We start from the raw sequence: 14,644 nt of genomic DNA on the forward strand, positions 1-14,644 counted from the left end.
GCCCCGAGCCCTCCCCGACCGTCGCGCGGGCAGCCGCAGGCCACAACCGCGGTGCTAGTTTCACCGCATGCGGTTCTCGTTCGGGCAGCTGCAGGGCTTCGTCGCTGTGGCCGAAGAACGGCATTTCGGCCGCGCGGCCGAGCGCCTGTCGATGACGCAGCCGCCGTTGAGCAGGCAGATCCAGAAGCTCGAACACGCCGTCGGCGCCCGGCTGCTCGAACGGGACAGCCGAGGCGTCCGCCTCACCGCCGCAGGCGAGGCGTTCCTCGTCGACGCGCGGAGGCTCCTCACCCTCGCGGGCCGCGCGCCGGATCTGGCGCGCCGGGTCGCGGCGGGGCTCGCGGGCTCGATCCGCATCGGCTTCACCGGGGCCTCCGCGTTCGGCGTGCTGGGCGAAGTGCTCAACACGATCAGCGACCGGCTCCCTGACCTCCGCCTCGAACTCTCCGAGCTGGTGACGGGCGACCAGATCACCGCGCTCGGCGACGGCGAGATCGACCTCGGCCTCGCCCGGCCCCCGTTCGACGGCGAGATCTTCTCCTCACGCCCGGTCCACCGCGAGCCGCTCGTGCTGTGCGTGCCGGAGGGGCACCGGCTGGCGAAGCTCGGCAGGCCCGCCACCGCGGCCGATCTGGAGTCCGAGCAGCTGATCACCTACTCCCCCGACCGCGCCCGCTACTTCCACGAGCTCGTCATCCGGCTGCTCCCGGTCGCGCACCACAACGTGGCGCACGCGGTCAGCCAGATCCACACGGTGATCTGGCTCGTCGCCGCCCGCCGGGGCATCGCGTTCGTCCCGGCCTCCGCCACCCGGATGACGGTCGACGGCGTGCGCTGGCTCGAACTCGCCGGGTTCCCCGAGAATCCGGTCGAGCTGCACCTGTTGTGGGCCAAGCATTCCACGAACCCGGCACTGTCCACAGTGCTCAAAGCGCTGGAGCCGATGACGGCCCGGCTCGGCTGATACCCGCCGAGCATCACCCGATGCCGAAACAGACTTGGACGGGCATCGCCCCAGCGTCCTACCCTGCTGGCACGCGCGGGAACGGAGAAAACCCGATGAGCACAGGTCCGGCCACCCTCGATCGCATCACCGGGGTGCGGCTGTCGTCGGTCACGCTGCCGCTGGCCACCCCGGTCAGCGACGCGAAAGTCCTCACCGGGCGCCAGAAACCGATGACCGAGGTGGCGATGCTCTTCGCCGAGATCACCACCGAAGCCGGGCTGGAGGGCGTCGGCTTCAGCTACTCCAAACGCGCGGGCGGCCCCGGCCAGTTCGCGCACGCCCGCGAAATCGCGCCCGACCTGATCGGCGAGGACCCCAGCGACATCGCCAGGATCTGGGACAAACTCGTGTGGGCAGGCGCGTCGGTCGGCCGCAGCGGCCTGTCCGTGCAGGCGATCGCGGCATTCGACATCGCACTGTGGGACCTCAAAGCCAAACGAGCCGGGCTCCCCCTGGCGAAACTCCTGGGCGCGCACCGGGACTCCGTGCGCTGCTACAACACCTCCGGCGGATTCCTGCACTCCCCGATCGACGAGGTCCTCGACCGCGCGAGCGAAGCCATCGCGAGCGGCATCGGCGGCATCAAGATCAAGGTCGGCCACCCCGACCACGCCACCGACCTCGCCCGCGTCACCGCCGTGCGCGAGAAGATCGGCGACACCGTGCCACTCATGGTCGACGCGAACCAGCAATGGGACCGCGCCACCGCACGCCGCATGTGCCGCGCCTTCGAACCACTGAACCTGGTGTGGATCGAGGAACCCCTCGACGCCTACGACTTCCACGGCCACGCCCAACTGGCCACCACCTTCGACACCCCCATCGCCACCGGCGAAATGCTCACCAGCGCCGCCGAGCACACCCAGCTCATCCACACCGGCGGCGCGGACATCGTGCAACCCGACGCGCCCCGCGTCGGCGGCATCACCCCATTCCTCAAAGTGCTCGCGCTCGCCGACAGCAAAAACCTCCACCTGGCCCCGCATTTCGCCATGGAGATCCACATCCACCTCGCCGCCGCCTACCCGCGCGAACCCTGGGTGGAACATTTCGAATGGCTCGACCCCCTGTTCAACGAACACCTGGAAATCAAAGACGGCCGAATGCACCTGTCATCACGACCCGGCCTCGGCGTCACCATCAGCGAGCAGGCCCGGGCATGGACCGTCGCCGAGCACGAGGTCCGGGCCTGACAGCGCGGGCGAACAGGAAGTCGCACGCGATCTCCCCGCCGCCCACTTTCTCCCGCAGCGCCAAGCGAACCCGCTCCGAAGCCGCGGGGCCCAGAAGCTCGACGAGCAGCCGGTAACCGGTGCCCAGCACGACCGTCCAGAACTCGTCCGGCGTCATCCGCACCGTGACCGTTTCCTCGTCGACCACCGGCCGCGGCACACCCCCGGCGGCGAAGGCACTCCGCAACGCCGACGGTGTGCTGATACGCTCCAGTTCTCCCGGCTGCTGCCGGAGATCCGGCCGCTCCTCGCCGACGAGATCGAGGAACGCGGGCCCCGCCGGCGCGAGCCTGCGGCGTCCCCACGTCGTAATGGCCAGCGTGCCGCCGGGCCGGACCGCACGCCACAGACCCGCGAGCGCGGCGGGCACGTCCTCGGCGAAGTAGACGCCGAGGACGCACACCACCACGTCGTAGGTCTCGCCCGCCAGCTCGAGCGCGGTCAGATCCCCCTGCCGGAACTCGATATTGCCGAGCCCGCGCGAAGAAGCCTTGTCCCTGGCCCGGTCGAGCTGCCGCTCGGCGAGGTCGATCCCGACGACGCGGCCCGACGGTCCGGCCAGCCGCGCCGCCGGGATGGCCGAAGCACCGGTCCCGCAGCACGCGTCGAGCACCCGGTCCCCCGGCCCGACCCCGGCCAGCTCGACGGTGCGGGTTCCGCAGTGCCGCCAGAAGAACAGCGGTTCCGCGTCGAACTGCGCCGAGGCCGCGTTGAACGTCGCCCGGATCAGCCGGGCGCGCACGCCGGCTCCGGTCACGGCAAACCGAGCCAGACACAGCCGCCCCCGAACGGCGGACAGCTCCAGCCCGCGCTCTCCGGACGGCGGAACCGGCTCGGGTCACCGGGGTGGTGATCGCTGTAGCTGCCGCCCGCCTCCTCGAAGATCGGCCCCTCCGGGGTGTCGATCCTGATCAGGAACGGCTCGTCGGGTATCCGGCGGTCGATCGAGTTCTGTGCCGGCAAATCCAGTCCCACGGTGCTTCTCCCGTCCTCGGCACGGCGGGGTGACCGGACGGCGCCGCCCGGTCACCCCGCCGCGGTGGTTCAGATGAGGCTGCCCAGCGTCGTGGCGATCGGCCCGACGTACGGGGCGACCTTGGACACGGTGTCGGCCACCTTCGTGATGCCACCCAGGATGTCGTCGAAGCCCCAGTCGGCCTCGACGCCGGCTTCGGCGGCGTGCGCGGCGGGCCCGGCGCGGTGCACCGGGGCCGCCTGCATCGGCAGGTTCAGCGTCGGCGTGTTCGTCATCGGTTTTCTCCTTTTCGTGGTGGATTAGATTTCGATCCCGTACCGGGTCGCGAAGCACATCTGCCTGGCCAGCCCGTGCAGTTCGCTACAGGGCCCCTGTGCCGCTTCGACCCCGGCCACGACCGGCGCCGGCCGGTCCCGGCGGACGGGCCTGGCCTGCATCGGCAGGGCCGGCGCGGGCCGGGCCGGTGGGGGGAACAGTGTTTCCATAGCCTCGTCTCCCTTCTCACAGACCACCGAGGAACCGGTGCGCCGGCGCGAGGCTGACCGGCAGGTCGTCGCTGACGTCGATGGTGAACAGGTAGGAGACCCGGGCGCGGCGGTCGTTCTCCGGGTCGAAGAAGGACACCACGACGTCCCAGCTGTCGGAGTCGATGCGGTCGTACGGGCTCTTGGACACGGTGACGGTGTCCAATGTGTACAGACTGCCGCCCTGGCCAGGGACGTAGCTGCCGGAGAGCAGCCCGGTCTTGATCTCGTCGCCGATCATGAAGGCGTTGGTGCCCGCGTAGTTCATCGCCCGGTCCGCCGGGGTCTGCCCGAGGTTGCGGAACTGGTAGTAGACCTTGTCCAGCAGGGCGCGGATGGTCTGCGCGAGCTGGGTGTCGTCGACGGTCTCGGCGATCGACTGCGCCGCCGCCTGGTCCTTGACCGCGCCCACCGCCGCGTGCACCAGCGCGGCCTCGTTCCAGGTGTGGATGCCGGTGCTCTTCACCTCGACCACGGGCACCACCTGGCCGGAGAACAGCCGCACCGTGCGGTTGGTCAGCACGCCGGGGATGGACACGCGGGAGATGAACTCGGCGGAGTCCTCGGGCAGCACCTGGCCCACGATCGCGTCGCGGAACATCCGGTAGACGTGCGAGACCGGGAGCGCCGGCCCGACGGCCACGGATTTGAGCAGGTCCTTCAGCTCGGACTGGCTGCCGTCCACCGCGGCGTCGACCCGGTCCCGCCAGTCCGCGCTCGCCGAAAGTGCCGTCATATCCATGCCGACCGGCATTTCCGCCTCCAGCGCGTAGATCGGGGTGCGCTCGAGGTTCAGCGTCCAGGTCACCTTGTCCGAAGCCCACGGGTTGTCCGTGAGGTAGGCGGCGAGCTGGTTCGGGTCGTAAGGGTTGACCGGGCGGCTCGAGCCGTCTTCGGATACCGGGCGGTCCATCTGCTGGCGGAACCGGTCCCGGCGGGCTTCGGTGCGGTAGTCGAACCCGATCGTGCCGATCGCGTAGATCAGCTGCACCGGCTGACCGCCACCGCACGAGCACGACGAACCGCCTTCGGACGGACGCACGCCTACCGGGGGCGCGGGTGGCGGCGGCGGTTCGGGCGGCGGGGGCGGCGCCGGCTCGCCCGCGGCGGCGACACCGGCCGGGTCCGCCTGCTCGGGCGGCTGCCCCGGCGCCGGTTCGACGGCGATTTCACTTGTGGTCACGGCCGTTCTCCTTCCCCTGGTGACGTGGTCATGTGCGCGGGCGACGTGCAGGCCGCCCGCGAGAAAGCGCTCGCAGGCGCCGTCGCCGGAGGGCTCGCAAGGCGTGGCGGTGTCGAGGATGACCCGGCCGACGCCCGCGGGATCCGGCTGCCAGCCGCCGCGCAGCTGCGCGCTCAGCAGGAGCGCCGCCGCCCCGGACACGAGCGGCGTGGCGAAGCTGCTGCCCGTCAGTTCCCGCACGCCGCCGCCCGGCTCCGCGCCGGCGATCCGTTCGCCGGGCGCCAGTACGCCGTTCCGCCGGTACGCGGTGCCCCAGTTGCTGGATTCCAGCGGCGTTCCGTCCGGCGCCGCCGCCCCGACGGCGAGTACCGAACGCACGGCGCCGGGCACCTGGACGCATTCGCAGCCGTCGTTGCCGGTCGCGGCGACGACGAGCACGCCGTCGTCCGCGCAGTGCCGCAGCGCCTGGGCGAGGATCGAGTCGGGCTCGCCGTCCGGAGTCCGCTCGCCGCCGCTGATGTTGATCACGTGTGCCCCGGCGAGCAGCGCGTTTTCGATGGCCCTGGCCAGATCCAGCTGGGAGACACGGGTCTGCCTCGGCTGCCCGCCGTCCGGGAAGACCGGCACGATCAGGCCGGTGCAGCGCGGCACGAGCCCTTCGACGGGCGAACCCGGCTGTCCGAACAACAGGCTCGCCACGTGCGTGCCGTGCACGGACATCGGGCCGGGGCCCGCTTCGCCGGGGACCAGCGTGTCCAGCCGCGTCAGGTCCGCGCCCGCGAAACACGGGTGCCCCAGGTCGACCGGGCCGTCGAGCACGGCGACGCGGATCCCGGGGTCGCCGAGGAGCTCCTCCCGCTCCACCGCGAGCTCGCCGAGCACCGACCGGGGTTCCATCTCCGCCACCCCCTCCCACGGCGAGTCTCCGGTGCGGCTGTGGCAAAGCCGTGTGCACGTGCGTCCAGGGGACGTCACGCGGGCGTCACGAATCCGTGGCACGGCGCGTATTCCGAAGTGGATCAAAGCTCGCGGGCGCCGGGGCGTGGCCTGCGCGGGGACGCCGGAAAGACGCGGCTGTCACGCGTCGTCGACGCGCCCGCGCCGAAACCGTGGCGCTGCCGGGTATTCCGGCGTGACGAAGCCGAGACGCGGACGCGACGCTCGTTCCGGCCACCTTGGACACCCGTGGATCCCTTGGCGGACAGGGGTTCGCGATGCCTTTGGACTCTAGGATCGGCAGCCGGGGCACGCGAATACTTCGAGCCACTGGGACGGCAGAGCGGGGAGTCGTCATGGCAGCTTCGGACAACGCCGTGCAGCTGGCACTGCTGGGTGGGTTCCTGCTTTCTCATCACGGCAGACCGGTCGCGCTCTCGTCCGGCGCGCAACGGCTGCTGGCATTGCTGGCGCTACAGAACGGCGCGCACCGCGCTGCGGCGGCTACGCAGCTGTGGCCGGACAGCCCGCCTTCGCGCGCCGCGGCGAACCTGCGATCGGCGTTGTGGCGCGGAAGGCGCGTCGGGGCGCAGCCGTTGATCGACGCCGCCGGGCCACGGCTGCGGCTCTCCCCCGCCGCCCGCGTGGACGTGCTGGAAATCCGCGAGCAGGCGACCCGCGGCCTCGGCGAGCCGATACCCCCGCGCGGCGAGTTCGACACGCTGCTGAACGGGCTGAGCCGGGACCTGCTGCCGGGCTGGACGGAGGACTGGCTGCTGCTGGAACGCGAGCGATGGGACCAGATCCGGTTGCACACCCTCGAAGAACTGGCGCAGCACTTGTTGCTGGCGGGCAACCATCTACTGGCGCTGCAGACGGCGCTCGCGGCCATCGCGATCGAGCCGATCCGCGAGACCGCGCACCGCACCGTGATGGAGATCCACATCGCCGAGGGCAACGCGGCCAGCGCGCTCAAGCATTACCAGCGGTATCGGACCGTGCTGCACCGGGAGCTCGGCGTCACTCCTTCGCCGCTGATGGCGGAGCTGGCGCGCACACTGCTGGGCGACTGAGCGTTTCCCCGCGCCGAATACGTGACACGGATGGCGCATTGACGCCCGGCTGTCATGCTGGCTCCATGAACCGACTCCGCCCGGCGGCCTTCCTCGTCCGCGCCTGGTACGAGGACCGGTCCTTCCGCGCCAGGGTCAGCTACTTCCCCGGCCTCGACGGCGGTGGGCAGCCGGCGGTGCAGGCGATCACGGCCGACCCGGCCGAACTGCACGACCAGCTGGACGCGTGGCTGGCCACGCTTGCCCAGCCGGAAGAGGAAACCCGTTAGCGCGGCCCCACACCGAAGGCGCTCGCCGTAACAGACGTTATACAGCGCCTCGCCTCGTGAGCCGCGTCCCGAAGTATCAGCATGCTTGCACTTATCGCCGAATCCGGCCTATGGTGTCAGCATGCTTACGGTCCACTCCGATCCCGCCCGGTTCCGGTCGGTGCTCGGGCACTTCGCCACCGGCGTCGCCGCGATCACGGCTCGTGACGGGGCCGGGAAACCGGTCGGCATGGCGGTTTCCTCGTTCACTTCGGTCTCGCTGAGGCCGCCGCTCGTCGCCTTCCTGCCCGGTAAATCGTCGACGACGTTCCCCGCCATCGCCGCGCACGGGACGTTCTGCGTGAACGTGCTCTCCGCCGGCCAGGAACCGGTCTGCCGCGCGCTCGCGGTTTCCGGCGGGGACAAGTTCGCGGGCCTGGACTGGCGTCCCGGCCCGCACGGCGACCCGGTGCTCGACGGGGTCACGGCGTGGATCGGCTGCACGGTCGAAACGGTGCACGACGCCGGAGACCACTACATCGTGCTCGGCCGCGTCGACGAACTCGACGCGGACCCGGGCTCCTCCCCGCTGCTCTTCTACCGCAGCGGCTACGGGCGGCTCGCTTCCTGAACTCCCGGCGACCTCAAAGGAGAGGCCTGTCATGACCGCACCTTCGGCCCGCACCCTCAGACGCACCACACTCGCCGCCGCGATCGGCAACACGGTGGAGACCTACGACTACGCCGTCTACGGCTTCCTCGCCACCGTGCTCGCCAAGATCTTCTTCCCGGCCGCGAGCCCCGGCACGGCGCTGCTGTCGTCGTTCGCCGTGTTCGGTTCCGCCTTCCTGGCCCGGCCCGCGGGCGCGCTCGTCTTCGGCCCGGTCGCCGACCGGCTCGGGCGGCGGCCCGCGCTCGTCGCGTCACTGCTGCTGATGGCCGGGGTGAGCACGGTCATCGGCCTGCTCCCGGCGACCGCGAGCATCGGCATCGCGGCCCCGATCCTGTTGGTACTGCTGCGTTTCGCGCAGGGACTGGCCGCGGGCGGCGAGTACACCACCGCGCTGATCTACGTCGCCGAATTCGCCCCGCCGCACCGGCGTGGCGCGCTGTCGGCACGGGTGCAGGTGGGCAGCCTCGCCGGCCTGCTCACCGGCGCGATCGTGGTGCTTTCGCTCAACGCGGCGCTCACCACGCAGCAGATGCTGGCCTGGGGCTGGCGCGTGCCGTTCCTGCTCGCGCTGCCGATCGGCGCGGTGGGGCTGTATCTGCGGAGCAAGCTCGGCGAGACGCCGGAGTTCACCGCCGCCCGCACCCCGCGGCAGCGGACATCGTGGAGCGCGGTCCTGCTGCTCACCGGAGTCTCGGTGCTGCACGTGATCGGGTTCTACATGGTGTACACGTACCTGCAGAACTACCTGATCCAGCACCACCTTTCCCCCGTCACGGCCACCACCGTCATCGCCTTCGCGCTGTTCGTCGGGCTCTTCCTCGTGATCGCGGGCGGCAAGCTCGCCGACCGCAAGGGCAAGGCGCCCGTGCTGCTGGGCACGTCGCTCGCGGTGCTCGTGGTGACCTATCCCCTGTTCGCCGCGCTCTCCGCGACGCCGCCGCTGTGGCTGATGGTGTGCTGCACCCTCGTGCTGTCCGCGGGCCCCGCGTTGTACTCGGGCGTCGCGCCGATCACCTACATCGAGCTCGTCCCGGTGCGGGTCCGGGGCAGTGTCGTGGCCTTGTCGTACAACGTCGTCGTGGCCGTGCTCGGCGGTTCCGCGGTGTTCGTCTGCCAGGCGCTCGTCGAGGCCACCGGCGATCCACGCTCCCCCGCCTACCTGCTCCTCGCGGCCGCCGCCGTCAGCGCCGTGGCCGCGGTCGCTTTCGCCCGCCATTCCGCCAAGGAGCCCGATTCCGCCCCCGCACTGGAGACCAGCCGATGAGCACACTGTCCATTCCGGACGCCCGCGCGCTCGCCACCGACGCGATGACCGCCGCCGGGCACACCCCCGCCGAAGCCGCGATCATCGCCGACCACCTGATCGACTGCGAGCTGCGCGGCCTGTCCTTCGGCGGGCTCGCCCGCGCGGTGTCGATCGCCGAACGGGCCGATGGTCCGCGGAGTCCGATGAGGACAGTCGCGGAAACGCCCGTGTCGGCCACGATCGACGGCGGCGACCAGGTGGGTTACCTCGTCGCCGCGCGAGCGCTGGACGTCGCACTCGAAAAGGCGCGGGCGCACGGGATCGCCGTCGTGGGTGCCCGGAACACCTGGTACACCGGGATGTTCTCGTACTACCTGGAGAGAGCGGCCGAGGCCGGGTTCGCCGGGATGATCGCGGGCAGCGGGCCCGCGGCCGTCGCGCCACATGGCGGTACCGAGGGCCGGTTCGGCACCAACCCGATCGCGTTCGGCTTCCCGGCCGAACCGGCGCCGGTCATCTGGGACATCGGGACCTCCTCGGTGATGTACGGCGAAGTCGTGCTCAAATCGCGGCTCGGCGAGGAACTCCGTCCTGGCCAGGCTTTCGACGCCGCGGGCGCACCGACCGTGGACCCGAAGGCCGCACTCGAAGGCGCGTTCACCGTGTGGGGCGGGCACAAGGGTTCCGGGCTCGCCATGGTCGTCCAGCTGCTCGGCATGTTGTCCGGCGCGGCGGCCGATCCGCCGGGGCTGTCCGACTGCGGGTTTTTCGTGCTGCTGCTGAATCCCGGTATGCTGACCGACGCGGGCGACTACCGGAAGCGCGTGACGGAATTCGCCGACTCGCTCCGCGCGACCCGTCCGGCCGAAGGCGGTGACGCGGTGCGGGTCCCCTTCGACCGCTCCGCGGCTTGCCGGGCCGAGACGCTCCGGCGCGGCACCATCGAGGTTCCCGAGCGGATCGTGCACGCACTGCGCGAGATTTCCCATGCCTGACAGCGATTCCTTCACCATCGAACCGTCGTCGTCCGGCCGGATGCTGTGCGGGGGCTGCGTTCCGGACGGCGTCTGCCGCCTCGGCGTCGAACCGCGAGACGGGATGTGGTTCGACGTGACCTGTCCCCGGCACTGGCAGGGTGGGCCCGGGGTGGCGCACGGCGGCTGGATCGCCGCGGCGTTCGACGACGTGCTGAACACCGCCGCGCTGCGCACGGAGCCCCGGATGGTCACGAAATCGCTGTCCGTGGAGTACCTGCGCCCGGTGCCGGTGGACCGGAAACTCGCCGTACTGGCCAGGATCGAGCGGCACGAAGGTCGCGAGTGGACAGTCTCGGCCCGGATGACGCTCGGCGCGGACACGCTGGCCACCGCCCACGCGGAACTGCGCACGAGACGTCCGGACCACTACTCCCGGCACGAGCACTGGCTCGCCGGACTTCCCTTACCCACCAACGAGAACTAGAGGAGGACAGCATGGTCGACTTCTTTACCGGCCTGCAACCACTGGAGGCCGACGAGACCGACCCGGGACCGATGCTGGAGCGGGTCCGCGAACTGGATCGCTCCGAGGTGATCGACCGCGTGCTCATCGGCTACTCGTCGACGTGGCCGCACAACCACGCCACCGCGCCGTTCGCGCTGGCGGCGTCGGAGAAGTTCTCGCCGATCGTCGCGCACCGGCCCGGGGTGATGCCGCCCGTCGCCGCAGCCCGCTACTTCGCCACGCTCGACGTGCTTGCCCGGGGCAGGCTCGCGATCAACGTGGTCGTCGGCGGTTCCGACAAGGACCTCCGGCGCGAATCCGACGACCTGCCCAAGGCCGAGCGCTACCGGCGCGCCGTCGAGTACCTGGACGTCGTCCGGCGCACCTGGACCGCGACCGAGCCCTTCGACCACCACGGCGAGTACTACACGGCCGAGGCGGTCAAGATCCTCACCAGGCCGGTGCAGGGCGAGGTGCCGATCTTCATGGGCGGCGAGAGCGACGAGGCCGTGGACTTCGGTGCCCGACACGCGGATCTGTACATGCTGTGGGGAGAACCGTTCGCGGGCACCAAGGAACGCATCGACCGGGTCAACGCGGCGGCCGGACGCTATCAGCGGGAGATGAAGTTCTCCCTGAGCCTGCGGTTGTTCCTCGGCGACACCGATGACGAGGCGTGGGCGAAGGCGCGGGCGGTGGAGCGGCAGATCGCCGAGGCGTCCGGGAAGTTCCTGCGCTCGTCGTCCACCGACACCTCGGTGGGGCGGCAGCGCGCGCTGGCGCTCACCGACGAGGAGCTGCACGACGACTGTTTCTGGACCGGGCTCACCAAACTCCTGGGTGGCTTCGCCAACTCGCAGGCGCTCGTCGGCACCGAGGAGCGCATCCTGGACACCCTGGGCCGCTACCGCGACCTCGGCGTCGGCGCGTTCCTGGTGAGCACCGGCGCGGAGGCCGCGTGGGACCCGGCGCTCGAAGGATTCCTGGCGCGGGCCAAGAAGGAGCTGGCATGACGGCAACGATCGCCGACGGCACGGTGAGCGGGCTGATCGCCGAACGCGCGGCGGCCCACCCGGACAAGACAGCGCTCGTGTTCGGCGAGACCGAGTTGAGCTACGGCGAACTCGACGAGGTCACCACGTCGGTGGCGCGCGGGCTCGTCGCCGCGGGCGGCGCGCCCGGCACGTCCGTCGGGGTGTTCCTGCCCAACCGGCCCGAGTACCTCTACGCCGTGCTCGGCATCGCCCGCGCCGGGCTGGTCGAGGTGCCGGTCAACACCGCCTACAAGGGCTCTTTCCTCGACCACGCCCTGAACAGCACGGACGTGCGGATCCTGGTCACCGAAGCGGCGTTACTCGACCTGGTGGCCGAGCTCCCGGAGGTGCCCGCCGCGCTGCGCACGGTCGTGCTGCTCGACGAACCGCGCCGCGTGCCTGCCGGGGTGAACGTGCTGAGCTGGAAGGAACTCCTGCACTCCGGGAGTCCCTCGCCGCTGCCGGTGGTCACGCCAGGAGATCCGTTCGCGATCCTGCTGACGTCGGGCACGACCGGGCGCAGCAAGGGCGTCGTCGTGCCGAACCTGATGCCGCTGGTCGGCGGGCGGGAATGCGCTCAGCAGATGGGCACGACCGCGGACGAGCGGCTCTACACCTGCCTGCCGCTGTTCCACGGGGCCGCGCAGATCAACATCTCCCTCCACTGCTTCTGCGCGGGCGCCACGCTGGTGCTCGGCCGCCGCTTCAGCGCCAGCGGGTTCTGGGACGAAGTGCGCGCGCACCGGGTCACCCAGTTCAACGCGCTGGGCTCGATCCTGCCGATGCTGCTGGCGCAGCCACCGTCCGAACGCGACCGTGAGCACCAGGTGCGCAAGCTGTTCGCCGCGCCCGCGCCGGCCCAGATCCTGCACCCGTTCGAGGAGCGGTTCGGGGTGCACATCGTCGAGGGCTACGGGCTCACCGAGATCAAGAACGTGCTCTACAACCCTTTGGACGCCAGGAAAGTCGGCTCGATCGGGCTGCCGACGGAGAGCTCGGTCCTGGAGGTGCACGACGAGTCCGGGAACCGCGCCGCGCCCGGGCAGGCCGGGGAGATCGTCTACCGGCCGAAGCTGGCGAACATCATGTTCTCCGGCTACCACCGGGACCCGGCCGCGACGGTGGCGACGATGCGGGATCTGTGGTGGCACACCGGGGATCTCGGCTACACCGACGAAGACGGCTACTTCTACTTCATCGACCGCAAGAAGGACGCGCTGCGCCGCCGGGGCGAAAACATCTCGTCGCACGAGGTGGAATCGGTGCTGCTCGCGCATCCCGGGGTGGTCGCGGCCGCCGCCGTCGCCACGCCGTCGGAGCTGGGCGAGGACGAGGTGCTCGCCGTACTGCAGGTCGAACCGGGGCAGCGGCTGGACTTCCGCGCGCTGTTCGAGCACTGCGACCGGGCGATGCCGCATTTCATGGTGCCGCGCTACTACAAGGCGGTCGAGGAGATGCCCGCGACGCCGACCGGCAAGGTCCGCAAGAACGCCGTGCGGGAGCTGGGCCGCGAAGGCGCCTGGGACGCGCAGGCCGCCGGACTGAAACCGACCCGCCATGTCTGAGGAGATCCCGGTGCGCATCAGGGAAATCGCCCCACGCCTGACTTTCCAGGACCACGTCGTGGCGACCGAGGTGAAACTGGAGCTGGTGCGGCGGCTCGTTTCGGCCGGGGTGCGGTCGTTCGAGCTGTCGTCGTTCGTGCGGCCGGATCTCGTGCCGGGGCTGGCCGATGCGGCCGAAGTGTTCGCGGCCGCAAGGGAAATCCCCGGGCTCACGCTCGATTGCTGTGTCGGCAACGCGCGCGGCCTCTCGCGTGCGGCGGACGCGGGCGCGGACAGCGCGTACTTCCTGCTGTCGGCCGACGAAGAGTTCGCCCGCGCCAACATCGGGCGGTCCACCGGGGAGTCCCTGGCGGAGCTGGGCCGGATGACCTCGGTCCCGGGGATCACGCTGGGCACGTACGTGATCTTCGCGTGGGGCGGCCCGTCCGGCCCGGCGCGCGGGGCGGAGGAGTTCGAGCCGCTGGCGCGGCGGCTGCTCGACCTCGGCGTGGACCGGTGGATCCTGGCCGATTCGTCGGGGTACGCGGCGCCGCCGCAGATCCGCGCGCTCGTCGAGGCCGCGCTGGAGTTCGTGGCGGGCGAGAACCTGTCGGTGCAGATCCACGACGGACGCGGGATGGGGCTGGCCGCGTTGCCCGCGCTGGTCGAGCTGGGTGTCGGGACGATCGACACATCGCTCGCGGGCAGTGGCGGTCATCCCGCGATGCCCGGGTCGCAGGGCGGCGGGCTGTGCACCGAGGACGCCGTGCAGCTGCTCGAACTCTCCGGCGTGCGAACGGGAATCGACCTGGGGCGGCTTGTCGATGCGGCGAACTGGCTCGCCGAAGAGGCCGGCGCGCCCGCGAAGGGTTTCGTGCGGCACGCCGGTCCGGTTCCCGGTGCCGGGGAACGCGCGCGGCCGGTGGCCTTCACCTGGTGAGTCCGGCTTGTACGCTGGGCCGGTGACAGAACGTGGCGCACCCGACGAGGACGCGGTCGAGGAGGCGGGCTACCTCCTCGACGCCGTCACCCGGCTCCAGCGTGCCGTCGAGCGGATCGGCAACCTCCGGCTGCGGCCGTGGGAGATGACCATGTCGAGCTATGTGGCGCTGCGGATCCTGGCCGGGCGGCCGGATCTCACGCTCGGCCAGCTCTCGCGGCGGTGCTTCGTGCGGCCGCAGACCATGACGCGGATCGTCGCGCAGCTGGAGAAGCGGGAGTTCGTCGAGCGCAGCCCGCACCCGCACAACAACAGCGCGATCTCGCTGGCGGTGACGGAGCTGGGCCGGCGGATGCTGCGCGAGATGAGCGACGAGGTGGACAAGGTCACCACGACGGTCACGAGCGCGCTGGGCCCCGGCGAGGTCGCGAAGTTCAACACCACCCTCCGCGACTGCGCGGTCCGCATCGAGACCGAGGCCGCGGAACTGTCCAAAAAGGAGTGATCAGCCTGGTGGGGTGGCTGGTGGCGGCGGCTGGTGGCGGCC

General features: G+C 70.9%; 17 protein-coding genes. 12 read left to right on the forward strand and 5 right to left on the reverse strand.

Going from position 1 to position 14,644, the window contains the following annotated elements; genetic code table 11:
- Positions 1 to 67 precede the first annotated feature (67 nt).
- On the forward strand, positions 68 to 964 hold the full coding sequence (locus tag FPZ12_RS37520) for a LysR family transcriptional regulator (RefSeq protein ID WP_150980694.1): 897 nt from the start codon (positions 68 to 70) through the stop codon (positions 962 to 964).
- A 95-nt stretch (positions 965 to 1,059) separates the two neighbouring features.
- Positions 1,060 to 2,199: an L-talarate/galactarate dehydratase gene (locus FPZ12_RS37525; protein ID WP_144762364.1), complete on the forward strand. Its 1,140-nt coding sequence runs from the start codon at positions 1,060 to 1,062 to the stop codon at positions 2,197 to 2,199.
- Here FPZ12_RS37525 and FPZ12_RS37530 read toward each other — a convergent pair.
- From FPZ12_RS37530 to FPZ12_RS37550, 5 genes are all read right to left on the reverse strand, one after another.
- Positions 2,147 to 2,995 carry a class I SAM-dependent methyltransferase gene (locus tag FPZ12_RS37530; protein ID WP_166463035.1) on the reverse strand — a complete coding sequence of 283 codons (849 nt, stop codon included), beginning with the start codon at positions 2,993 to 2,995 and terminating at the stop codon, positions 2,147 to 2,149. The genes FPZ12_RS37525 and FPZ12_RS37530 overlap by 53 nt on opposite strands.
- Positions 2,992 to 3,213 (reverse strand): hypothetical protein, encoded by a 222-nt coding sequence (locus FPZ12_RS37535; RefSeq protein ID WP_144762358.1) that lies wholly within the window; start codon positions 3,211 to 3,213, stop codon positions 2,992 to 2,994. The genes FPZ12_RS37530 and FPZ12_RS37535 overlap by 4 nt, the downstream gene beginning before the upstream one ends.
- Positions 3,214 to 3,282: 69 nt before the next feature.
- The gene (locus FPZ12_RS37540; RefSeq protein WP_208026147.1) at positions 3,283 to 3,489 is read right to left on the reverse strand and encodes a hypothetical protein; all 207 of its coding nucleotides are present in this window, start codon (positions 3,487 to 3,489) and stop codon (positions 3,283 to 3,285) included.
- A 24-nt stretch (positions 3,490 to 3,513) separates the two neighbouring features.
- Positions 3,514 to 3,699: a hypothetical protein gene (locus tag FPZ12_RS37545; protein ID WP_144762354.1), complete on the reverse strand. Its 186-nt coding sequence runs from the start codon at positions 3,697 to 3,699 to the stop codon at positions 3,514 to 3,516.
- 16 nt (positions 3,700 to 3,715) lie between these two features.
- A complete protein-coding gene (locus tag FPZ12_RS37550; RefSeq protein ID WP_150980697.1) occupies positions 3,716 to 5,818 on the reverse strand; it encodes a cyanobactin maturation protease PatG family protein in 2,103 nt (700 codons plus the stop codon).
- A 395-nt stretch (positions 5,819 to 6,213) separates the two neighbouring features.
- Between FPZ12_RS37550 and FPZ12_RS37555 the strand changes: the two genes are divergently transcribed.
- The 10 genes from FPZ12_RS37555 (at position 6,214) to FPZ12_RS37600 (ending at position 14,602) form a co-directional block, all read left to right on the forward strand.
- Complete coding sequence (locus FPZ12_RS37555; RefSeq protein ID WP_166463036.1) at positions 6,214 to 6,930, forward strand: AfsR/SARP family transcriptional regulator; 717 nt, start codon at positions 6,214 to 6,216, stop codon at positions 6,928 to 6,930.
- A 65-nt stretch (positions 6,931 to 6,995) separates the two neighbouring features.
- Complete coding sequence (locus tag FPZ12_RS37560) at positions 6,996 to 7,199, forward strand: hypothetical protein (protein ID WP_144755985.1); 204 nt, start codon at positions 6,996 to 6,998, stop codon at positions 7,197 to 7,199.
- Positions 7,200 to 7,320: 121 nt separating this feature from the next.
- Positions 7,321 to 7,809, forward strand: a complete 489-nt coding sequence (locus FPZ12_RS37565) for a flavin reductase family protein (RefSeq protein WP_144755988.1) — start codon at positions 7,321 to 7,323, stop codon at positions 7,807 to 7,809.
- A gap of 31 nt (positions 7,810 to 7,840) precedes the next feature.
- Positions 7,841 to 9,115, forward strand: a complete 1,275-nt coding sequence (locus FPZ12_RS37570) for an MFS transporter (RefSeq protein ID WP_144755991.1) — start codon at positions 7,841 to 7,843, stop codon at positions 9,113 to 9,115.
- The gene (locus tag FPZ12_RS37575) at positions 9,112 to 10,092 is read left to right on the forward strand and encodes an Ldh family oxidoreductase (RefSeq protein WP_144755994.1); all 981 of its coding nucleotides are present in this window, start codon (positions 9,112 to 9,114) and stop codon (positions 10,090 to 10,092) included. The genes FPZ12_RS37570 and FPZ12_RS37575 overlap by 4 nt, the downstream gene beginning before the upstream one ends.
- Positions 10,085 to 10,558 (forward strand): PaaI family thioesterase, encoded by a 474-nt coding sequence (locus FPZ12_RS37580; RefSeq protein ID WP_144755997.1) that lies wholly within the window; start codon positions 10,085 to 10,087, stop codon positions 10,556 to 10,558. Before FPZ12_RS37575 ends, FPZ12_RS37580 begins: the two co-directional genes overlap by 8 nt.
- An 11-nt stretch (positions 10,559 to 10,569) precedes the next feature.
- Positions 10,570 to 11,592, forward strand: a complete 1,023-nt coding sequence (locus tag FPZ12_RS37585; protein ID WP_144756000.1) for an LLM class flavin-dependent oxidoreductase — start codon at positions 10,570 to 10,572, stop codon at positions 11,590 to 11,592.
- Entirely contained in the window at positions 11,589 to 13,178 is a 1,590-nt protein-coding gene (locus tag FPZ12_RS37590; RefSeq protein WP_144756003.1) for an AMP-binding protein, read from the forward strand. Before FPZ12_RS37585 ends, FPZ12_RS37590 begins: the two co-directional genes overlap by 4 nt.
- A 10-nt stretch (positions 13,179 to 13,188) precedes the next feature.
- Complete coding sequence (locus FPZ12_RS37595; protein ID WP_208026148.1) at positions 13,189 to 14,097, forward strand: beta/alpha barrel domain-containing protein; 909 nt, start codon at positions 13,189 to 13,191, stop codon at positions 14,095 to 14,097.
- 22 nt (positions 14,098 to 14,119) lie between these two features.
- Positions 14,120 to 14,602, forward strand: coding sequence for a MarR family winged helix-turn-helix transcriptional regulator (locus tag FPZ12_RS37600; protein WP_243770235.1), 483 nt, complete (start codon positions 14,120 to 14,122; stop codon positions 14,600 to 14,602).
- Positions 14,603 to 14,644 lie beyond the last annotated feature (42 nt).

This window comes from Amycolatopsis acidicola (assembly GCF_007713735.2).
GTDB lineage: Bacteria > Actinomycetota > Actinomycetes > Mycobacteriales > Pseudonocardiaceae > Amycolatopsis_E > Amycolatopsis_E acidicola.